We start from the raw sequence: 23,565 nt of genomic DNA, 5'->3' as shown, positions 1-23,565 counted from the left end.
AGAAGCTCCCTACTCGGGTGAAGCTGTGGTGAATTTTCCAAGCGTCTATCAACTGATATCTCTAAGCTGTCGTGTCCTCATCGTCCGATCCTGGAAGTTAATTGCTCCGTTTCGACGTGATTCCGAGGAGCGGTTGGAAAATTGGTGCTCGTACTTTGGTGCGTTCCGCCTATAATACACAAATGCAATCTTGGATCTTGAGTCCAGAGAAATTGATATATGCGCATTGGAGAGATGCCGCATTTGCGAGATATGAAAATAGAAATGAACGATAGATTTAAAATTAAGGCAATTGCGATCGCGAAGGATGAGTCTGCTTATATTCCGCAATGGGTATTCCATCATCTTCATTTCGGATTCGATGCCGTCGAGATTTGGGTAAATAACACTACTGATAACTCCATTGAGATGATCAGGGCGTTAGCAAGCAAACTGGGCGATAATGTTGTTTCAGTGGTTGAGGCAGATGATATTCTGGCTAAGTGTGCGGCAAATAATGGATTATTTCAGCCCGAGGCATACAACCAGGCATATCGCCGAGAGAGTGAGAGAGGGGTGTACAGTCATTTAATGTTTCTGGATATGGATGAGCTGTGGACGCCACATAATTTTCGGGATTCGATAAAGGACGTGCTGGCCAGCTATCCAGACTCAGATGCAATATCGTTTTTGTGGATGGTGGATCTTCCGGTTGCGAGTAGGGCAATGTTCTCGCGTCCTTTTTCGACGACCAACAAATTTCAAAAAAATCGTCACGTTAAATCTTTGGTGAGAATTTCACCGCGGGTCCGTAGCGTGGGGATTCATAATCATGCTTCTAGAGATACCGTATTTCATCTCGCCGACGGAACAAAATTCGAAGAAACCAGTGATGTTTTGAATGTCAATTGGGCATACATTTCAGTCGAGCAAATGAAGAAGCGGCTGGGAGTGCCTGAGAAATATTTTATAGTCCATCAGGTATATCGGTCTCAGGAAGAGTATTTGTCTTCTCTCCTAAGGGGGCGGCAACATGCTCGAGATGATAACGTTTTCAAAGTTAATCGATTAGGCTATGTTCCATTTCATTCAGACGCGCATACAGAAAAAATAAATATCCAGACCGAAGCTCTGGAGGCATACGATACATCGTATGATAATTTTATTGCCGAGAATCGGCTGGAGGGATTGTTGGAGAGCGCGCGTAGCTTTATTGTTAAGCGATATGATTCTGCTTTGTCAATGATCAAATCTGATTCATCGCTATTCGGCAGATATCGGAGGCAGTTGCGAGGGTTACGCGTTGTTGATGAAATTTTTGAAAAAGACCCTCTTATCGGCCGCGTTGAGCGAGTGATTCAATCCTCTTCATCCGGCTTCGTGGAGTTGAAAGGATGGGCGTCTGATATTCTACACAATCGACCTCTTAAATTTCAATACAGATCGAGAGATGGTCGTTTGATTCACGTGTTCTCGCAGAAAATCGCTCGGCCGGACTTGAGTATTTCGAGCCCAGAGTTGGGGTTTTATTGTGGATTTAGAATCGAGGTGCCAGTTGATGTTGCACTCGATATTGGCGATGAAGAAATCAATGGTGGGACTATTGAGTTCATCGCGAAAACGCAAGATGGAAAAAACGCTTGTGTATTGGCTGGCGACGCAGTTGAATATGTCAAATGCGTGGCTCCGAAAGCGTCTGATGCAAATATTTTCGGTGAAGTCCGTGATGCATTGTTTAGAGATGGGATTCTACAAGTCTCCGGAAAAATATCAGACCGTGTAAGTGGACCGATCGAAATTTATGCTGATATTGACGGAATTCTGTTTGAGTTTTCAATCCAGCGAGAGGCAGAGATGTTTGCCGAAAATCTCACGATAGGGGGATTCTCTGCAACATTGAATCTCGAAAATGTTCCGCAGGAATTGAGAACCCGGGCGCCGCAATTTGTTCTGATAATTGAGGGTGTTCGGAGAGCGCTTAAATTTGGAAAAGCATATGCGTATCCAATTGATCAAATCTATGCATCCTTGAATCAAAAGTTGCCGCGTGTATCTATAAAATCCTCTATGCCGGAAGCAGAGCAATCTTGCCTAACCTCGAGTCTGCAAGGAAAAGAGACGTATTTGACTTACGGCGCTCCCGATACCCCGGCTCTGGCGCTAAGTTTGGGAGTGAAGAATGTTGTTGCGGTTGATAGTGACCAAAGGATTTTGGATGCTCTGAACTATCAACTTTTGGCAAAAATAGCGGGCGGGCGGCAAAAATTTTATCCCGTCTGGATCGACATCGGTAAGACCAAGGAATTGGGATATCCGATGGATAGCAGTGGGTGGTCCCGTTATCCATTGTACGCGGTAGCTCCGTGGAATCAATGTGCAGAAAAAGGACTATCGCCAGACGTCATTTTGATCGACGCTCGATTTAGAGTCGCTTGCTTCCTGGTTTCCTTGGTTATGGCGGATCCGGGAGCATATCTCCTATTTGATGATTATGTGGACAGGCCGCAATATCACGTCGTCGAGGAACTTGTAAAGCCTATTGGTGCATATGGGCGACTGGCCAAGTTCGTCGTTCCTGAGCAAGTAGATTGTCGAAAATTGACAAGATTGCTGCTCCAATATTGCAACGCCGCCATGTAACCATCTGGCTGCATTTTGATAAATGTACCGCGAAATCGAGAGAGTCGAAATGATTTTTCATTATGAAGGCGACGATGCGAAGGATGTGCGCCAGAAAGACAATGATCCTCAATTGTCAAAGGAAAATGATTCCTTGATGAGCGTGTGCAGAGACCTAATGTCGCAATGTGATCAATTGCGTCAACGCGAACAAGAACTGGCGATGTCTCTGCATTATGAAAAAATAAAAGTTCTGCAGTTGAATTATAAATTGAAAGGGATGCAATCTGGCGTAGATGGTGCGCTGGTTGCGCCATTTAAATATGCTCGAAGCGTTTATAGAAAATTGACCGGACGCTACCGGTTGCATTTCGTTCCGGTGCATCAATTGGAATTTACGGCGGGGGGGATTTGGCAGGCAACCGGGAATGATCCGCAATTCGTTATATTTGCGGATATCAACTGGAGCCGTCTGGAAGGCTGGTATCTGCTTGAGATTGATGTTGAATCTGAGCATGATCTTGAGGCGCAGATCTACTTTGATGTGGATGGAAATGGTTATAAAGAATCAGATTCCGTTCGTGCTCAAATTTTAGCCAAAAAAACAAATAGAATTCCGATTTTTATTCCGCGTGATTGCAAGGGAATTCGCCTCGATCCATGTCAGTTTAAAACTTCGTTTAGATTTAAAACAGCGAGATTGATTCGACTAAAGGAACGCCCGGATGTTGCGGAGGAAGCGAAAGATCTGCTGCATTCATATTCGCTTCTTGGAGGGATTGGTGGAAATTGGTCGACCCTGGTTCCGAATGAGACGATCGGCCGTTTTCCGGGTAATGAGTACAGCTGGGTATCGGAAAACAACGACCCGTGGTTCAGGGTGGTATCCGATAATAAAAATATTAAAAAGGGATGGCACCGGATCGACCTTCTTCAGTATTCAAAGGTTAAGCGCGGCGTCGCCAAATTTTACTTCGATTTCGGTGACGGCTTTAATGAGACTGACTCCGTCAGGTTGCCATATATGTCAGGCGTTACGGCGTCGAGGATTGTTTACCTCCGCTTACTTCCAATTTCCGTGCGGTTTGATCCTTTGGAATCTGTTTCGGCCTTTTCAATCGATCGGCTCAATATAACGGCGATTGGTGAGGAAGTTGCCAAAAAGGAAAGTGTCGAAAAGATTTGTGAGCATGGCGATGCGTATAAAGACCGAAGCAGCGATGATGTCTGGCGTGATGCGGTAGTCAGTGCAAAAAAAGACGGCCAAGATCCTCTTCTGAAGCTGTACGAGATATATGATTCTGTTCATTTTTATGGACAGGAATCGGCTGACTACTCAGATTGGATTCAGCGAAATGAAGACGGAATTTTTGATGTAAATTTGATTGCAAAGCGACAGCAAGAGTTCGCCTGGAATCCCGTGATTTCGATTGTTATGCCGACTTATAACACATCAAGGCAAATGCTGTCCGCCGCGATAGAGTCTGTTCTGCGGCAAAGTTATCCAAACTGGCAGCTATGCATCGCAGATGATGCATCAACGGACTCAATCACAAGAGATGTGCTCCTGCATTACGAGAAATTAGACAGTAGGATTAATATAGTTTTCAGAGAGGAAAACGGTCATATTTCGGCCGCATCCAACTCGGCTCTCGATTTGGCGAATGGTGATTTTGTTGCTTTGCTTGATCATGACGATGAGTTCGCGCAGCATGCATTGCACTATGTGGTCGATTGCCTGAATCGTAGCCCAGATGCAAAAATTATATACACGGATGAAGACAAGATCGATGTGAACGGTAATAGGTCGGAGCCACACTTCAAATCAGACTGGAATCCGGACTTGTTTTTATCGCAGAATTATGTTTCGCATCTTGGCGTGTATCGGCGAGATATTATTGAAAAAATAGGTGGATTCAGAAGAGGCGTCGAAGGTAGTCAAGATCAAGACTTACTGTTGAGATGCCTGCCCCTTGTGAGGGATTGTGAAATTCATCATATTCCATTGGTGCTCTACCACTGGAGAAGTGTGGAAGGGTCAACGGCAAAATCTGCTGCGGGGAAATCATACACTACCGATGCAGGAGTGAAGTCGCTGCGAGATTATTTCGACTTGCTGAACCGGCCCGATATTCAGGTAGAAGAGGGGCTTGTTGCGAATACGTATCGTGTGCGATATCCAATTCCCAACCCCGCTCCTCTTGTTTCGCTGATAATACCGACGAGGGATCACGTTGATTTGCTTAAGACTTGCATCCAAAGTATTGTCGACAAAAGTGATTACACGAATTTCGAAATAATTATTTTGGACAATGGCAGTGTTGAGCCCGAGACAATTTCTTATTTCGATGAAATTCAACGTGCGGAGCCAAGAGTAAGGGTCCTGCCATATCATCATCCATTTAATTACTCGGCAATAAATAACTTCGGAGTTATGCATGCCGAAGGGGATGTGATTGGTTTGATCAATAATGACGTTGAGGTAATTAATCCCGGTTGGCTATCCGAGATGGTGAGTAACGTTTGCCGGCCGGAAATTGGATGTGTCGGAGCCAAGCTGTATTATAGTGATAATACTATTCAGCACGCTGGTGTCATTGTCGGACTTGGCGGGGTTGCTGGACATTCACACAAATATTTTCCGAGGGATGCGTCAGGTTATTTTCACAGGTTGAAGGTGGCGCAGAATTTATCCGCGGTTACCGCGGCCTGCTTGTTGGTCCGGAAATCCGTATTCCTCGAAGTTGGCGGACTGGAAGAGGACGCGTTGAAGGTTGCTTTCAATGATGTGGACTTTTGCTTGAAGGTGCGAAAGGCTGGATATAGGAATTTATGGACTCCGTATGCAGAGCTTTACCACTACGAATCAAAATCACGTGGATCAGAAGACACTCCGGAAAAAATTGCACGATTTGCGTCGGAAATTAATTTCATGCAGGGTAAGTGGAACGATTATTTGGCGATTGATCCATACTATAGTCAAAATTTAACGTTGTCGCGCGAGGATTTCTCAATATCGTAAGTGAGGAGGAAAGATGGTGCTGACTCGACGGAAATTTATTCAAGCCGGAATTTCGGCTGGTTTGACTTCTGGCCTCAGGCCGGCGATCGCTTCAGAAAATTGTCCTGACCGGCGTCAAAATATATTTGTTGGCGGTGTTACTGGATTTGATTCTCTTGCAAATCCGGAAAATACTGAATTTCTTCGAAAATCATGCCGTGTTGCGTTATATGTTCACGGCTATATTTGGACGCGAACTGCGCCAGAGGTTCAGAAGGAAATTCTGGCTTCCTTCAAGGGTGACTTGATGGAGGTTGAGCTCGGGTTGACTAACAATCCAGATAATTGGTTTGAGCACGGATACAAACGAAAATATATAGACGCGGGCGTTCATGCAAAGCGGGCCCACGTTAATGGGTTTAAGTCAGACCGCGCTGATGTGTGGGGTGAGTTTGTCACAGCAGCCAGGTCGTATGGAATCGAGACTGTAGCTCCAATTTTTTCACCAAACAGTCGACAGTACGTTGGCGCCCCTTTTTCGTCATCGTCTTGGGATGTTTTGCGCAGAGCTGCAAAGATGGGTGGCGGGCTGACTACCGACTCTCCTCCACATTATTTCCTCCGTCAGCCTAGGGAATATCAGAGATTTGTATTGGATGAAGTATCTTGGGCCAAACACGCTGGGCTTCATACAACGTTTATCATTTCTCCAAATAATTCGGGCGATAAATTCCTGGACGAAACAAAGAGGACGATTGATTTTCTGAGTAAAAACGATGCAATTCCAAATTCCTGGGTGGTCGAGAATTATAATTCCAAAGCCGGAGTTTCGTATTTGAACAAGATTGGATCCGAGAATAATAGCGAAAGTGTTCTTGGGGTTGCATCCTGGCTTGTTAAGAATGCTCCATAATCTCAAACTCCCTCGTGTCGCGTATCAAGGGTAGTCGTTCCGTTGATTGTGCTTGTTCGAGAGGAAGGAATGACCGATCATGGGTGATGAGCTGAAGCTCTCTATGGATGATATTTTTGTTTGAGTGTGTCGTCGGCAAACACGCCAGCGCCGACAGGTTTTCATCGAACCGCGGCGCCGGACGCTCGATTTTCTGCTGGTAGATACGTGGAATTAGTTTCGGTCGGGAGGGTATATGGGCAATCGACGGCGGTTTATTTTGTCAATGTTGATAATGGCTTCGATGTCCAAGATGGCTCGGGCCGCAACGTCACAGCTGCATTCCGACAATGCGGAACCGATGGCGGAGAATGCCTATCAACGATCGCCGCACGGTGCGCAATGCCCATGTGATGGGTTGGATCGGCAGATTCCGGGGGGGCGGTTCGAGAAAAATTCCGAAGAGAAGAATACCTACTATGCAAAATCCCTTGGTATTGTTGGGGATGGTGTGACCGATACAGCCCCGGCCATTCGCGCGGCAATCGCAGATGATAGGACTATTGTGTTCCCCGCTGGGGTATATCTCCTAGATAGCAGTAGCGGACCAATTCACGGTGTGGCAGATGCTCCGGCAATCGTAATAAATGGAGTTCGAAATTTCGGTCTTATCGGCATGCCGGGAGCTATCTTTAAAATTGGTGATAATTTAGCTCGCCGGAATAGCAGCTTCGTTTTGATGATGGTTTCTGCTGATCACGCTGCGGCCGGAAAATATACCAAGAATATTCATATTTCTGGTTTGAAGCTCGTATTTAATGCCGGCTCCGGCGTAAAGGGTAATATTTCTGGGTTTAATGTTACATCAGCGGAGAATGTTTTAGTTGAGAACGTTGTATTTGATGGCAGTGCCGTTACCACTGTTGGCGTGCTGGGTATTACAGGCACTGGCGGACGAGGTCACATATTTAGAAAGAATGAATTTATTCAGGTGTCTACAGCATTCGATAATTCCCAATACGAGAATTGCAGATTCGAACGGAATAGATTGATTGGTGGTCGCGGTGCTGTCACTGGATTTAATCATTTCTATGACAAGTCCACGTTGGATAATATCCGACTTGAGAAGCCATTGTCTGGTCCAATTAGCTCCCGGCTGCTCTATTTGGATAATGATATCGCGGGTTATCCGACAGCCTTTGCTCTTAGGGGTCTCCGTGATTCTTGCGTCGACCAAAATCGATGTCATGATGCGATACTTAGCGGTAACGGTGACCGGAATATTATTTCCATTTATACTGGTGATACGGAATATTCTGCTGGCTACTATGTTAGCAATATTTGCGTGACTCGAAACGTTATATATAACTATAGCCGGGCTGGAGTGGGGGTGACGAAGGGTATATTCGTTAACAGGTATGGCGGGAAGAGACCGGTAAAAAATGTCTCTATTGTCGATAATACTATCCGAAACATATCGGGATCGGGAGCAATTGGCGTCGATTGTGATAAGTTGGGTGACGGTGATGAAGTGCAGGGGAATGTTGTCGACGCCAAGTCTGTCGCGAAGACATATGGCGCTCGCATTGCAAAATATATCGAAAATCAATCGGCCGGCGTTGACGGAGTCGGTAGCCGTCGATAACGGGCGAGCTTGAAGTTGATAAGATGGTAGAAAACCAACTGATTTTTCTCGTCGGTGAGTTGGGGAGTGCCGAATTTACTTCACTCGGCGCCATCTCTTCAAACTCGCTCATCGAGAAGGACTGAAGTGGTGAAAGCGGCGGGGAGGATGTCCTCCACCGCCTGGTGATCTTTTCGACGTTACATCAGGTCGATTCCGAGCACAATCTTTCAAATTCAACAGAAAGCGGGATTTCCATTTCGAGCATAAGAGTTCGAATTTGGCGCGCCAGTCCAAGACGATGTTCGTCTCTCTCGGCAGCATCTTTTTTGTTTATTTTTTCAAAAAGCCTGTCGAATTTACTGATTGGGTTGACATGCAACGCGTCGCCCAGAGAAGTGACCGGGATTTTAAGGGTTTCGCACAATTCGGATGTCCTGGAATCGTGCGAGATCATAGCGGCGGGGCGCTCAGCCTGTAGCGCCATGATCGTTCCATGGATTCTTGTGCCGATGACAGCTTGATAGCGCCGGACGTCACGGATCCAATGGTCGATTCGAACATGTACGCGGGAGCGCGTAATCAGCAGCTCCCGGAATTCGGCCAATCTCATGCCCGGAGCAAGGCGCTTGCGCAGGAACGAAAGCGTTGAATCGTCCACCAGATTTCCCTGGCCCAATGCGAAGGCAATGATGGTTGGATGTGCTTGGGCGATGTAGTCGCCATTTCTAAATCGTACTAAATCAAAAAGTTGGCGCTCGAGTTGAGACACTTGATCTGAGTGCGGGTGGCCGAGCGGGTAAATGCCTTCCATGACCCCAAGGCGTCCCCAGTCTTCAAAACTGACCTTTTCGGAGATGTCCTGCCATAAGGTTTGCGTCGGATTGATGAAAAATGACGGGCAACCTAATACCTTTGCACCGGATACACCTAATCCGTCAATGATGGATTTGGTATATAGCCCGCGAACACCAAATCCAGACGAGCGCTTGCTAATCGCTTTCAGATAGTTGATCGTGCCTTCCGGGATTGTGATTTTCTCACCGATGGCACTGGACTGTGCACCGATTCCTAGGCAGAAGGTGGGGAGATCTACTGTTTCGATAAATTTGGCCGGAGCGCCATAATTTATAGCGGGATTAACTAGATTTGCTTCTGCGACTATCAATGCGCGAGCATTCCGACGAACATAGTCCGGATCGCTCTGATAAGTAATATAAATTACATCTTCGCCGATCAATCTGCGCATGCCATACTTAAAGGCATAATTTCCTACGTTTACACCGGAAAGTTTAAGCACATCCCCTGATGATAACCCGGCAGTGTCTCCGATTCCTGCGTAGTCGGATTGTGCTTCGGTGCTGGTTAATAAGATGGCAACTGTCATTTAATCCTCTTCAGTATTGTCTTGTGGTGGCACAAGCAACATATTTGATGCGGCGTGTTGCTGGGGCGATATCGATTCCGAGGTGGCGATCACAGGAAATCCTCTCGAAGTGCGTGTGATGCGGTGGCTGTGACCAACGACTGATCTGGCGTCGGCCACAGTTTCACCCAGCCTCACCCAGCTCGACAACACTCTTTTCTTCGCTACCCGAACGCTCATCATAGACCACCGGGTAGCGAAGGACACGCAAATTCTCAGGAAATTATAAAATTTCAGAATTCTCTTGTTGCAAGAATTTGCTTGGATGCAGACCAAACACCTTCAAGATATTTTATTTTTGCTTCAGTAATGTCGCCGACGTCAGCGTGGCATAAGCCAAGCTTGATGGCATTTGCCAAAACCATTTTCTTGGTGTGTTGAATTGAATGAATAAGTTCGGTCTTCGACTGGAATCGAACGATGTCGAAGTTCTGAAAAAGAGCTTTTCCTTCTTCGATGCCGCGGCGATACGATTCTTCGAAATTATTTGTGTAGTCATGCGAGTGAAAGACGACGGCACCGGGGCAATAGCCACGAGAGAATCCGGCGTCCAGCAATCGTTTTGCGATGCCCTGATCTTCAGCAAATTCGACCGCCGGGAAGCGATAGCGGCGCAACAAATCACCTCGATATCCAGCATTGTTGTCGCTGTTAAAGCACAATCCAGCTCGGAAGTACGGCTCCTTGTTGTAGCGATCGCCGTGCTGAGACCGATTGGTTACGAATCCATGATGAACGAACCCGTTAAAGTGTTCGATAAGTTCGATATCGTAGATCGGGTGATGATCGGGGTACGCGCGATGCGGCCCGAAACTGTAGCCACAGTTAGGAAGCATCCGGAGAGGGGTCAACAAGGACTCGAGCCAGTATTCGCTGGCAGGCAGGGTATCCTGGGTCAGATAGGCATAAAAATCTGCTTCGGTAAGGCTGGCGCCTAGATTCCTCGTTTCGCCGTGCTGGAACGTAGCGGCGTCGATGACATGGACTTGAGCCAATCGATGTTGTTCGATTTTTTCGATGACGGGCGATGCAACCCCGTTTTTGCGAGAATCGACAACTTGGATTGTAACGTCGTATGAGCAAAGCTGTCCGTGGATCGCATCCAGGACTTCGACGAAGTTTTCATCAGGATAATACGTCGGGATAACGACCGTTGCGGGCTTGCGCAGAGAGATTCTGGGCGCAGCCGGAGCGATTTTATTATCCATCCACGCAGCGATCTTTTCGAACTCGGCTTCCCATGAGAGTGAGCGCGAAAATTCCATGTATGGCTTGCGTAGTTGATCGAAGGCTTCTTGGTCGAGCCCATCAACAAGCTTCAGGACATGGTCAACGATTACTTCGGAGGACGGTGCGATTGAGATGGCGCCATGTGCATCCGTGGTTTCTTTGGTCGATTCAGAAGTCGGTTGTACGACAATAAGGCCCGAAGAGGCCATCTCAACGGGAAGAATTGAATAATTTGTTGCAGATGCAACCAATCCGAATTTGGCACGATGGAAAAGCTCCGCCATTTTTTGTGGCGGCAATATTCCCATGTTTGTAACATTGTCATTGACTGCTTCCCCAGGATGATCGTCTCCGAAGATGACGACTTCGCCTTGCCCGGCGTTGGCTAGCCGATTGGCCACGTCGATCATCAAATCGGAGCAACGGCGGCTGGTGTGACCTCGAACGTACACTGCAGCCAAAACATCTCGTTCTGCTAGCGGAGTATCTTTTTGCTGATAAAAGGGCTCTGCGCATAATTCGAAGCGCACGTGCTCGCCGCCTTTGTCTGATACCAGTTTTTCGAGCCATTCGCCAGCACAGACGAAATCAAATCCCATCTGATATGTATATTCTGCTCGAAGCGCATCGGTTCCGGCCGCTAAAAAGAGACTTTCCTTGTCCTGGACAAAATACAGGCGAATATTGGGTTGCTTGTTTTTGGCAACTGTGTACGCGGTTGTCCAGGCAGTTGCTATAAGGAATTCGCCTTCAATTGTTTGGAATCCACTATCGACAAGCCGGAATGAAACCGATGTCGAAGGGAAGTATCCAACGTATTCGCTATAAAGCGCATCGATCTGGGAAATCTCTGTCGCATCATCCACCCAGAAAATGGATTCCCATCCGAGGCGTGACAGCGTTCGAGCACATCTAAAAATAGTGGTATGGCCACCGCCACCTTTAGAGAATCGCGGAATAACCCAATTCAAAACTCTTCGTTTTGCATGCGTCGCACGATTCATGTGGAGCGCTGATGCTGCTGCGATACGTGTATCGCTGGAGCCGGTATTGAGTGGCAAAGCACGCATGTCGGTGTTCTTCAGCCAATGGCCGACCCACTCGATGGCGGACTGTAATTTCATGCGCTTCGCAGCCGTTGCAACTTCTTCACTCGGAAAGAAACCAACGATTAAGCCGATCGCGAGAAAATGCTCGAGCGCGGAGAGAGGCCAGCCGGACAACTCGTTAGCATATGCTTTGCGATAATATCGCCCATCGAAGAAAGGTGACGGACATGCTCCCTCGAACTCACCATAGTGATAGTAATGCTCCCAGGGATCGATTTTGGTCGAATCCAGATCCGGGCGGTTGGAGAGATAATATTGAGAATCGAATTTAAAGAAATCACGAGCCCGGTCAATTGCTTCCGGTTGATGAATGCGGCGATTTCGTTCTTGAGCGGGAGTCGGGCAATTGAAGCGACGCTTCTCATCATACCCGTGGCGGGTGTAGTGAGTGATCGGCTCCATGAAATCTCTCGCCACATCCGGATTTAATTGCCAATAACTTACCGGTGAAAATTCGAGATTTGGTGCAAGTAAATTTTTAGCGCCGATGTTGTGGTAGTGTGCTTGAGGCTCTACAGATTCCGGTAGATTGTATGCGCTCGAATACCACTCTTCATCGAGATCGACAATAATGCTGATTGCTTCCCGCTGGGCACGATCTGGACGAACCCCGAGAGCTTGAGGAGTATCGTCGGTGGTGCCATTTTTTGCCGTTGAGTCGAATTCATTGACTACAGTTTCGAACATTTGGATATCCGTAGGTACACGGGAATCCTCATGTGTGGTGACAAAATCCGGATTGATTATTTCTTGACTCTTATCAAAATCTTCTGCTTTAGCCATGATGCGGTCTTCAGGTTCTAGTGCAATGTCGAGTGAGGTTCGAGGGGGATTCTCGAAATTTTCGATTGTTTGATTGTTATTCTGTTCTTGAGCCTCATTTCTGAGGTAATGAAGCATTATTTGCCATTGATTGGATTTCTGAGGTAGATTTTCATTGAGTTTCTTGTATTTTTCCCAATCAAAATCATCCGGGATTGCCTTTTCATCTAGCCCCAGTTCCTGTGCCATTTCGGCAAATGTGTGGAATTTTTTGGGGTGACTTGATTGATTCAATAGGTGCTCTTGAAGAGTTGCGTCATCCAAGTTGGCAATATCCGGATACCACCCCCGGAGGAAATTGAAGTCAGGTTTCGTCACGTTTTAAATTCTCCAACATTCGGGATTTTTAAATGCGATTCGTCGTAGAGTAATTCTGAGGCGCATGCTGAAGTGGTGATTCTGCTGCTGCCTTGGATGAGATGTCGGGTCTTAGTCGCTTCCAAAAAGATCTCGGGTATAAATCTTTTCCGAAACGTTCTTTAATGCGGTGGCTATTCGATTGCTGATAATTACGTCAGACTCTTGCTTGAACGCCTCTAGATCTTCGATAACTCGAGAGTGAAAGAATGACGATTCCTTCAGCGCAGGCTCGTACACGATGACCTCCACGCCCTTCGCCTTGATCCGCTTCATCACGCCCTGGATGCTTGACGCCCGGAAGTTGTCGGACCCGCTCTTCATGATGAGGCGATAGATCCCGACCACCTTCGGCTTGCGACGGAGCACGTCTTCAGCGATGAAGTCCTTGCGCGTCGTATTGGACGCCACGATCGCCTGAATCAGGTTCTGCGGCACGGCCTTGTAGTTGGCGAGGAGCTGCTTGGTGTCCTTGGGCAGACAGTATCCACCGTAGCCGAACGACGGATTGTTGTAATGGCTACCAATCCGCGGATCAAGGCAAACCCCGTCGATGATCTGCCGCGTATCCAGCCCGTGCGTCGCCGCGTAGGTGTCGAGTTCATTGAAGTACGACACACGCATCGCGAGGTAGGTATTCGCGAAGAGCTTGATGGCTTCCGCTTCAGTCGAGTCGGTAAAAAGAACCGAGATGTCCTTCTTGATCGCGCCTTCCTGAAGCAGTTCGGCGAACACCTTGGCTCGTTCCGATTGTTCTCCGACGATGATTCGCGACGGATGCAGGTTGTCGTGCAGCGCGCGACCTTCGCGCAGGAATTCAGGGGAGAAGATCACTTGATCGCAATCCAGATCCTGTCGAACCTTCGCCGTATATCCGACCGGCACGGTCGACTTGATCACCATCACCGCACGCGGATTGATCGCCTTTACGTCCCTGATCACGGCTTCGATCGAGCGCGTATTGAAGTAGTTGGTCTCCGGATCGTAGTCCGTCGGCGTGGCGATGATGACGTAGTCCGCCCCTTCATAGGCCTCGTGCTTGTCCAGCGTCGCGCGGAAGTTCAGGCGCTTGTTCGCGAGATAATCCTCGATCTCGGTATCGATGATCGGAGACTGCTTGCGATTGAGCATCTCCACTTTCTCGGGAACGATGTCCAGTGCGACGACTTCGTGGTGCTGAGCGAGCAGGATACCGTTGGAAAGCCCGACATAGCCGGTGCCGGCGATAGCGATTTTCATGAGTCGTTGATTGATTTGGAATTGGAATGGACCGCGTACTCAACGTACCGGGACTATCGTTTCTCGAGCAACCCCTTCATTGCCTGCACGGTCTGGTCGATCTGCGCTTCACTATGCGTGCAAGCGATGAAAAACCTCAACCGCGCCGACTGCTCCGGCACCGCCGGATAAAGAATGGGCTGCACATTGATTCCTTGTTCGAACAGGGCGTCCGACCACTTGGTCGCCCGTAGCGAGCTGCCGAGAATCGCCGGAACGACAGCAATTCCCGCGCTGCTGCCCGTATCGATTCCCACCGCCTTGGCCTGCGCAAGAAAATACTGCCCGCGCGCCTGAAGCGCGGCCACGCGCTCGGGCAATTCCAGCATGCGCCGCAGCGCTGCGAGCGAAGCGGCCGCGACCGGTGGCGGCATTCCCACGCTATACAGGAACCCCGGCGCCAGAAATTTCAAATGCTCGATGAGCGCCGTCTCGCCGGCAATATAGCCGCCGCAGCCGGCCAGCGATTTGCTCAGCGTGCCCATCCAGATGTCGACGGCATCGCCGGCAAGGCCGAAGTGCTCGCGAATCCCGCGCCCCGTCTTGCCCATCACGCCCAGCGAATGGGCCTCGTCCACCATCAGGAACGCCCGGTGACGGCGCTTGATGTCGACGAAGCGCGGCAGGTCGGGGTAGTCGCCATCCATGCTGTAGATGCCTTCCAGCACGATCAGCACGCGCTCGAACTGATGCCGCTGTTCCGTCAGCAGCCGCTCGAGCGCATCGGCGTCGTTGTGCGCGAACGAAAAGCGCTTCGCGCCCGACAGCTGGATCCCCTGCAGCACGCTGTTGTGGATCAGTTCGTCGTGAATGACGAGATCGCGCGGCCCGAACAGGTAGCCGATCGTCGTCACGTTGGCCGCATGGCCGCTCACGAACGTGATGGCGTCGTCCACGCCGTACAGTTCGGCGAGCGCTCGTTCGAGCTCGCGGTGGATCGGCCGTTCGCCTGACACCAGGCGGCTCGCGGATACCGACGTGCCGTAGCGGTCGATCGCATCTTTCGCGGCTTGCGAGACGACGGGGTCGCCCGACATGTCGAGGTAGTTGTAGCTGGCGTAATTGACGTACGTGTGACCGCCGATGCGGGTTTGTGCACCGGCCGTCCCTTCATGCAGCTTGAAGAACGGGCTGCGCAAGCCAAGGCGCGCCGCGCCGTCGCTCATGATGCGCAACTGCCGATAGCCCGGATACTGGTCGAAGCGCGTATAGGCTTCCGGCACGGAAGCCGCCGTCCTGCGGCCCGCCGCCGGCGCGGCCGCGGGCTGCTCGCGCCCGGCTTCACGCAGCTTGCGCTCGAGCGCCTGCTGGATGAGCTTGTTCTTCAGGGCCGAGGTGAGGCCCGGCAGTCCGGTGGTTTTGGTCTTGCTCATGTCGCGCTTATCGGATCATGCGTTCCGGCTTGTGGCCGGCTTCTTGTGCAGCCTTGATTTCGTCGGTGAACTCGGCGATCGCTTCGCTGGAAACATCCTCGGTATGCTGGGCCACGACATGCGCAACCTGCTGGGCAACGGTGTCGGGCTCGGCCGGCTCTTCGCCGCGCAGCACCTCGATCAACCGCGTGGCCAGCTTGGTCATGGTGGGGCTCTCGGAGAGTGCCATCACCGGCAGCCGGACGCCGAAGCGGCTTTCGAGCGCCACCACGAGCTCCACACCCATCAACGAATCGAGGCCCATATCGTAAACCGAACGATCGGGGTCGATCTTGTCCGCGGGTACGCGCAGGATCTCGCTGACTTCGTGCTTGATCATGTCGACCACGGCCGGGTGCAGTTCCTCGTCGTTCAGCGTGGCCAGCAACTCGGCGACGTCGTCGCTGCCGTCCTCGTCCTGATGTGACGTTGCCGCGTCGCGCGCGACCCAGGCGAACTTGGGCGTCTGCGCGCTCGGCAGGAAGCGCGACAGCGCACGCCAGTCCAGTTCGAGCACGCCGAGGTCGCCGACGTTGCCCAGCAGCATGTCTTCCAGCGCATCGAGCGCCGTCGCGGCGGGCAGGGCGCTGCCGCCCATGCGGTTTTGCAGCGCGTCCTTGACCTTCTGGTTGCGCGCGAGGAAGCCGGCATCGGCAATCGCGCCCCAGCGCGGGCTGGTCGCGGGAAGCCCGCGCGCGCGCCGCAGGCGGGCCAGCGCTTCGAGCCAGCCGTTGGCGGCCACGTAGTTCGATTGCCCCGGGTTGCCGAACAGCGTCGTGCCCGACGAGTGGAACACGAAGAAGTCGAGCGGCAGTGCGCAGGTGAGTTCGTCGAGATGCAGTGCGCCGACGATCTTGGGCGCCATCACGCGTTCGATTTGCGCGGCGGTTGCGCCGCGCACGAGCCCGTCGTCGATGACCATCGCGGCGTGCACGATGCCGCGCAGCGGCGGCATGTGCGCATCGACGTGCGCGAGCAGCGCGGCGAGCGCCGCGCGATCGGTGACGTCGCACGCGGCGGCATGCACGTCCACGCCGCGTTCGCGCAGCGCGGCGATCGCTTCCTTTGCCTCGTCCGATGCGGGGCCGCTTCGGCTCGCGAGCACGAGGTGGCGCGCGCCCTTGTCGGCCAGCCATTGCGCGGTGCGCAGGCCGAAACCGGACAGGCCGCCGGTGACGAGATAGCTGGCCTCGTCGCGCAAACGCAGCTCGTCCGCGGGGGCGGCGGTTTGTGCCGCCGCGCTTGCCTGCAGGCCGCGACGATAGGTCACGACGATCTTGCCGATCTGGCGCGCCTGTTGCATATGGCGGAACGCGTCAACGATATCGTTTGCATCGAAGGCGTGATAAGGGAGCGGACGGAGCACGCCCTCCTCGAACAGCGCCATCATCTCGCCGTACAGGCGTCGCGTCAGATCCGGGCGCTTCGACATCAGCTGGTCGGCGTCGATGCCGAAGTAGCTGATGTTGTTGCGGAACGGACGCAGGCCGATGCGCGTGTTTTCGTAGAAGTCGCGTTTGCCGAGTTCCAGGAAGCGGCCGAACGGCTTGAGCGCGCGCAGGTTGCGGTTGATGGCTTCGCCCGCGAGCGAATTGAGCACGACGTCGACGCCTTCGCCATCGGTCGCGGCGAGGATCTCGTCGGCGAACTCGAGCGAGCGCGAATCGTAGATGTGCTTCACGCCCATCAGGCGCAGGAAGTCGCGCTTCTCGTCCGAGCCTGCGCTCGCGTGAATCTCCGCGCCGATCCATTGTGCGAACTGGATCGCGGCGATGCCGACGCCGCCGGCCGCGCCGTGGATCAGCACGCGCTCGCCGGGCTCGAGCCGGGCGAGGTGGTGGAACGCGTAGTAGACGGTGAAGAACGTGCTCGGAATGGTGGCCGCGGCCTCGAACGACAGGCTGCGCGGAATGTGCGACAGCGCGCTCGACTGCGTGACGACGCGGTTGCCGAAGCTGGCCGGCCCGAAGCCGACGACGGCGTCGCCCGGCTTGTATCCGGTGACCTTGCGGCCGACGCGCTCGACGACGCCCGAGAACTCGAGCCCGAGCGTCGGTCCGGCAAAGCCGTTTTCGATCGCTTCGTCGGACAGCAGGCCCAGCGTGTACATCACGTCGCGGAAATTCAGGCCGGTGGCTTCGACGCGGATCTGCAGCTCGTCCTCGCGCACGTCGGGCAGCGTATGGGCTTCCCAGCGCAGGTTGCGCAACTGGCCGGGCACTTCGAAGCCGAGACGCAGCGCGGTATCGGTCGCGGAAGCGGGTGTCGCCGGCGCTGCGGAATGCGGGCGCGGATTCTTGCGCAGACGCGGCGCATAGCGCTCGCCCGCTGCGCCGAGCGCGACTTCCTGTTCACCGTCCGGCCACAGCAGCTCGCGCGCGAGCGCGTCGAGCGGCACCGGTTCGGTTTGCGGCAGGTCGACGAGGCGAACGTCGAATCCGGCGGCCTCGTTGATCATCGTACGGCCGTACAGCCACAGCGAAGCGTCGTTCAGCGTCGCGTAGCGGCTGCTCGGCGCGCTCGGCAGGAACGGTGCGGCGCCGGCCGTCAGCAGCCACAGCGTGGTCTTCAGGCCCGCGCGCTCGCACGCCGATGCGAGCCCGGCGGCCAGCGCGCAGCGCTGCACCTGGGCTTGCAGCAGGCGTTGCGGATCGTCGCCGTCGGCGAGGTTCGCGCCGTATGCGAGGCCCGCGAGATGCACGATGCCGCGAATGTCGCCGAGCTCGGCTTGCGCGCGCTGGAGTACCGCATCCAGCTGCTCGGGCGTGACGTCGGTCTCGACGCGCACCGGCAGGCGGCGACGGCTCGACAGATGGTCGGCGAGCTTGCGTGCGGGGCCGGATTCGCCGGCCGTGTGCGCATCCGAGAGAATCAGCCAGCCGCCTTGAGGCGGTTGCGGCTGCGCGACGGCGGCGGCTTCGACCGGCAAGCCGGCCGCGAGCAGATACGGGCCGCACGCGCTTTCCGGCGCGAGTTCCAGCGGCTCGTCACATTCGAGGCCGAGTTGCGCCAGCTCGGTTTGCCAGTAGGCGGCCGTGCGTTGCGGCGAGACCGGCGTGCCGTCGGCGCGCTTGGCCCACCACGCGGCATTGCCGCCGAAGATGAAGTCCATCCACGCGGCCGGTTGCGTGCCCCACAGCAGCAGCGTGCCGCCGGGCTTGAGGCGGTTCGCGCCGTATTGCAGCGCCAGCCGGGCCGCATCCGGGTTGCCGAAGTCGCAATGGAAGACGATCAGGTCGGCATCGCGGCCCGGGCTTGCCGCACTTGCATCGATCCGCTGGACCGACAGCTCCGGGCAATGCTCGCGCAGGCGTTCCGCGTGTTCGAGCGCTGCATCCTCGGAGCTGGCGTAGCTGAAGTCTGCAACCGCGAAATCGAGATGGCGGCACAGGTCGGCGGTCGCGCGCGATGCGCCGGCGCCGATTTCCACGATGCCGACGCGCTGCTCAGGCGCGCGCGCGACCAGCGCCTTCTCGAGGTGCGCGCTCAGCGTGTCGGACAGCCGCTGGTTCGCTTCATCACCCAGCACGTAGTGCGCGAGCTCGACGGGCGTGACGTCGCGCGGGCAGACGTTGGCCCACGCGGCCGAGCCGGTCAGCAGGGCCGGCAGATGCAGGCCGACACGGCCGGTCGCGTGAACCAGCGTGAAGTAGTCGGGGTATTCGCGCAGCAGGCTGTTCCAGATGTCGCCGGTGCTGGCGCCGTCGTCTTGCGGCACATCGATCTGCCAGTCCTGCGAATCCGGCAGGCGGCGCGCGCTGCGGCCGAGCGCCCAGTCGAGCAGCGGGGCGGCGTGCGGTGCGGCATCGCGACAAGCGGTGAGCGCGGCGGCGTCAAGCCGGCCGTCGGTCGACAGCGTCAGCAGCGCTTCGGCGGCATAGCGGTCGCACAACGTTTCCAGCAGTGGATCGACTTCCTGCGCATAGCGTTCGAGCAGGCCGTCGGTCGCGATGGAGCGGACCGTCGCGCGCAGCGCGGGCTGCAGCGCGTTGCGTCGCAGCGCGGTGTTCGCGGGTTGCTGGCTCTGCGGATGCGGGCTCGGCGTGGCGGCGTAGTCGAGGAACGAGAGCGGCTCGGTGTGCGCCTTCGCCAGGCGCACGCTACGAAAGCGTGCTTCGCTGACGGCCGCGATCTGCTGCCCGTGTTCGTCGAAGATCGCGAATTCGGCGGTGAGCGAATGCGGCGCCCGCTTCAGCAGGCGCGCACGCACGCGGTGCGGCGTGCCTTGCCCGGCGCGCCAGCGCAGCCGGCCGATACGGGTCGGCACGAACGCGATGCCTTGTCCCAGCGACGGATCGTCCTTCAGCATCTGGATGATGAGCTGGAACGTGCAGTCGAGCAGGGCCGGGTGCAGCAGGCTGTGGGGCAGGCTGTCGGCCAGCGCTTGCGGCGCGTGCAGCACGGCCACCACGCTTTGCGGCGATTCGAGCCAGCCGTGCGACACGGCCTGGAAGGCCGGGCCGTAGTCGAGTTCGGCCGCGCGTGTCAGCGCGAGGTGCGTGGCGCCGGTGAAGTCGGGCTCGCGTTCGGGCAGCGCCGGCGCGATTTCGGCCAGTTGCTGCGCGTTCGCGCCCGACAGCAGGCGGCCGCTGGCGTGCACGGTCCACGGATCGGTGCTGCCGACTGGCTTGCTGCGCAGCCTGAAGCGGCCGTCGCCTTCGTCGAGCGACAGGCGGGTGATCTTGCTCGGCGCGGCGGACAGCAGCAGCGGCGCATGAATCTCCAGTTCCTCGATGTCCGCGTGGTCGCCGGGGTGCCATTGAAGCGCGGCGGCGAGCGCGATTTCCGCGAAGCCGGAGCCCGGGAAGACGGTCGCGTGGCCGACCACGTGGTCGGCGAGCCACGGCTGGAGCAGCGTATCGAGCTGGTTTTCCCATGCAGGCTGGGTCTGCTGGGTCATCCTGTAGCCGAGCAGCGGATGAACGCGACGGCGGCCGAGCTGGTTCAGCGACTCGGTGGTGACCGGGTGCCAGTAGCGCTCGCGTTGCCATGCGTACGAAGGCAGTTTGGCGCGGGCCGCGTCGCTCGGGAAGAACCGCGTCCAGTCGATCGGCGCACCGCTGATCAGCGTTTGCGCGGCGGCTGCCTGCACGCGCTCGGGCGCGTCGTCGGTGCGGCGGCCGGTCGGGATGCAGTGACCGGTCTTGCCGTGCTGCTTGAGCGTTTCGTTGATGTAGTTGCGCAGCACGGGCGCCGGGCCGACTTCGATCAGCACGTTGCTGCCTTGCGTGACGAGACTGTCGAGCGCCTGCTCGAAGCGCACCGGCACGCGAATGTTGCGCCACCAGTAGTCGGCATCGAGCGCGGTGCCGTCGAGCTCGGCGCCGGCGACGGTCGAGAAGAACGGCACGCTCGCGCGCTGCGGCCGGATAGGGGCCAGCGCCTGCTTGAGCGGGGCTTCGATCGGATCCATCGCACTGCTGTGGAACGCGTAATCGAGGTCGAGCTGCTTGTAGAACACGCGGCGCTCGGCGAGCACCTGGCCGACCTGCTCCAGCGCGTGCGGCGCGCCGGCCAGCGTGGCACCCTTGGCGCTGTTGTAGCCGGCGACGCACAGCGCGTCCTGCAGGCCGAGTTCGTCGAGCAATGCGGCGGTGGCGATGCCGTCGATGCCGACGGCCGCCATGCGTCCCTTGCCCTTCGTGAGCCCCTGCTGCTGGCTGCGGTGATAGATGACCGCGACAGCATCGGCGAGCGAGAGCGCGCCGCATGCCCACGCGGCGGCGACTTCGCCGACGCTGTGTCCGACGACGGCGGTGGGCCGCACGCCTTGCTCGGCGAGCATGCGCGTCACGCCGACCTGCAGCGCGAACAGCGCGGGCTGCGCGATTTCGGTGCGCTCGTAGATGCCGTCCTGCGCGTCGCGTTCGAACAACGCGTTGAGCGACCAGTCGGCGAGCTCGGCGAACATGCGATCGATTTCGGCGATCGTCTGCTTGAAGACCGGATGCGCGAGCAGCTTGCTGCCCATCCCCGCCCATTGCGAGCCGTTGCCGGAATAGACGAAGACCGGGCCTTGCGCGTCGCGCACGCCGACGCCTTCGTGGATCGACGGGTTCGCCGCATCGTCGGCGCCGAGCTGCTCGAGCAGTTGCGCGACATGTTCGCTATCGGTGCCGAACACCACCGCGCGCTTTTCGTGCCAGTCGCGACGCAGCGCGGCTTCATGCGCGACGTCGTACAGCGCCGGCGCGTCCGGGCCGCGCAGCGTGTCGGCAAGCTTGCGGGCGTTGGCCTGCAGCGCCGCGCTGCTGCGGCCGGTGACGATCATGGGCACGGCGGCCGTCGTCGCCGCTGCCGCGCGCGTATCCGGCGTGCCGGCCGCTTCGGCGGGCGTTTGCAGGATCACGTGCGCGTTGGCGCCGCCGAAACCGAACGAATTGACGCCGATGGTCAGCGTGCCGGTTTCGCGCAGCGGATACGGCTTGGTCAGGACTTCGATGTTCCAGTCGTCGAAGCGGATGTTCGGATTGAATTCCTTGATGCCGATCGTGCCCGGCACCACGCGATGCTGGAGGCTATAGATTGCCTTGACGAGCCCGGCGACGCCGGAGGCCGCTTCGAGGTGGCCGAGGTTGCTCTTGACCGACCCGATCGGCAGCGGCGCATCGGCGGCGCGGCGCTGGCCGAGCGCCTGCCCGATCGCGCGGGTTTCGATCGGATCGCCGACCGGCGTGCCGGTGCCGTGGGCTTCCAGATAATCGATCGCGCTCGGCGGAATGCCGGCCTGCTCGTAGACCTGGCGCATCAGCGCGGCCTGGGCGTCCACGCTCGGCACGGTCAGGCCGGACTTGCGGCCGTCGGTGTTCACCGCGGTGCCGGCCACGACGGCGAGGATGCGGTCGCCATCGGCCACGGCCTGGTCGTAGTCCTTCAGCAGGAACAGGCCGCCGCCTTCCGAGCGCACGTAGCCGTCGCCGGACGCGTCGAAAACCTTGCAGCGCCCGTTGGGCGACAGCATCGACGCCTTCGAGAACGTGATGAAACCGTACGGATGCAGGTGCAGGCTGACGCCGCCCGCGATTGCGTGGCTGATTTCGCCGTTGGCGATCGCGCGGCAGGCGAGGTGGAAGGCCACCATCGCCGACGAGCACGCGGTATCGACGGCCAGGCTCGGGCCGCGCAGGTCGAAGACGTAGGACAGGCGGTTGGCCGCGATGCTGGCCGTATTGCCGGTCGCCATGGACGCATCGACCGTCGCGAGGTCGTCTGCCATCCGGTACGAATAGTCGGCGCTGGCGATACCGACGAACACGCCGCAGTCGCTGCCGCGCAGCGACGAAGGCTTGATGCCGGCGCTTTCGATGCTTTCCCAGCCGAGTTCCAGCAACAGTCGTTGCTGCGGGTCCATCAGTGCGGCTTCGCGTGGCGAAATGCCGAAGAAATCCGCATCGAAACCGGAGACGTCCCCGATCGAACCTGCGGCGAACGTGTAGGCGGTACCCGGATGATCCTTGGCTGGATGCAGATATGCGTCTTTCGACCATCTGCCGGCTTCGACTTCGGTGACGCAGTCCTTGCCGTTGAGCAGGTCGTTCCAGTAGTGACGACTATCTGTTCCAGGAAATCGAAACGCCAATCCGACTAAAGCGACGCATTTGCTCATGTGCTTGTATCTTTCTTACTGGCTGACTGCGTGATTTCCCTGTTATTGCATGCGAAAAGCAAAGCGGCCCGGGGGTTGTACGGCAGATGGGAGAGGAGACTGACCATGCCCGCCAGCTTTGGACATGGACGCGACCCGCGATTTTATCTCGAAAATTATGTTTCACCCTAGAACGTCTCGAAATTTGCGGACCGGTCTGATGCGGTATGG

9 protein-coding genes are annotated in these 23,565 nt (G+C 55.5%); 4 read left to right on the top strand and 5 right to left on the bottom strand.

What is annotated here, in order from left to right:
* Window positions 1-264 precede the first annotated feature (264 nt).
* From BME24068_RS20365 to BME24068_RS20350, 4 genes are all read left to right on the top strand, one after another.
* Entirely contained in the window at window positions 265-2,619 is a 2,355-nt protein-coding gene (locus BME24068_RS20365; protein ID WP_174927175.1) for a glycosyltransferase family 2 protein, read from the top strand.
* A gap of 22 nt (window positions 2,620-2,641) precedes the next feature.
* Window positions 2,642-5,620 carry a glycosyltransferase family 2 protein gene (locus tag BME24068_RS20360; RefSeq protein ID WP_203368123.1) on the top strand — a complete coding sequence of 993 codons (2,979 nt, stop codon included), beginning with the start codon at window positions 2,642-2,644 and terminating at the stop codon, window positions 5,618-5,620.
* A 13-nt stretch (window positions 5,621-5,633) separates the two neighbouring features.
* Window positions 5,634-6,512: a hypothetical protein gene (locus tag BME24068_RS20355; protein ID WP_174927174.1), complete on the top strand. Its 879-nt coding sequence runs from the start codon at window positions 5,634-5,636 to the stop codon at window positions 6,510-6,512.
* A gap of 283 nt (window positions 6,513-6,795) precedes the next feature.
* Window positions 6,796-8,136 (top strand): pectate lyase family protein, encoded by a 1,341-nt coding sequence (locus BME24068_RS20350; protein ID WP_174927173.1) that lies wholly within the window; start codon window positions 6,796-6,798, stop codon window positions 8,134-8,136.
* A 184-nt stretch (window positions 8,137-8,320) separates the two neighbouring features.
* Here the strand turns inward: BME24068_RS20350 and BME24068_RS20345 are convergent, their stop codons facing one another.
* From BME24068_RS20345 to BME24068_RS20325, 5 genes are all read right to left on the bottom strand, one after another.
* Window positions 8,321-9,502 carry a polysaccharide pyruvyl transferase family protein gene (locus BME24068_RS20345; RefSeq protein ID WP_174927172.1) on the bottom strand — a complete coding sequence of 394 codons (1,182 nt, stop codon included), beginning with the start codon at window positions 9,500-9,502 and terminating at the stop codon, window positions 8,321-8,323.
* A 272-nt stretch (window positions 9,503-9,774) separates the two neighbouring features.
* A complete protein-coding gene (locus BME24068_RS20340; RefSeq protein ID WP_174927171.1) occupies window positions 9,775-13,020 on the bottom strand; it encodes a rhamnosyltransferase WsaF family glycosyltransferase in 3,246 nt (1,081 codons plus the stop codon).
* A gap of 111 nt (window positions 13,021-13,131) precedes the next feature.
* Window positions 13,132-14,298, bottom strand: coding sequence for a nucleotide sugar dehydrogenase (locus tag BME24068_RS20335; RefSeq protein ID WP_174927170.1), 1,167 nt, complete (start codon window positions 14,296-14,298; stop codon window positions 13,132-13,134).
* A gap of 53 nt (window positions 14,299-14,351) precedes the next feature.
* Window positions 14,352-15,710 (bottom strand): aminotransferase class I/II-fold pyridoxal phosphate-dependent enzyme, encoded by a 1,359-nt coding sequence (locus tag BME24068_RS20330; RefSeq protein WP_174927169.1) that lies wholly within the window; start codon window positions 15,708-15,710, stop codon window positions 14,352-14,354.
* A 7-nt stretch (window positions 15,711-15,717) separates the two neighbouring features.
* The gene (locus BME24068_RS20325) at window positions 15,718-23,355 is read right to left on the bottom strand and encodes a type I polyketide synthase (RefSeq protein WP_174927168.1); all 7,638 of its coding nucleotides are present in this window, start codon (window positions 23,353-23,355) and stop codon (window positions 15,718-15,720) included.
* Window positions 23,356-23,565 lie beyond the last annotated feature (210 nt).

Source organism: Burkholderia anthina, assembly GCF_902498995.1.
In the GTDB taxonomy this organism is placed as follows: domain Bacteria; phylum Pseudomonadota; class Gammaproteobacteria; order Burkholderiales; family Burkholderiaceae; genus Burkholderia; species Burkholderia anthina.
This window is presented reverse-complemented; position numbering and strand designations above follow the sequence as displayed.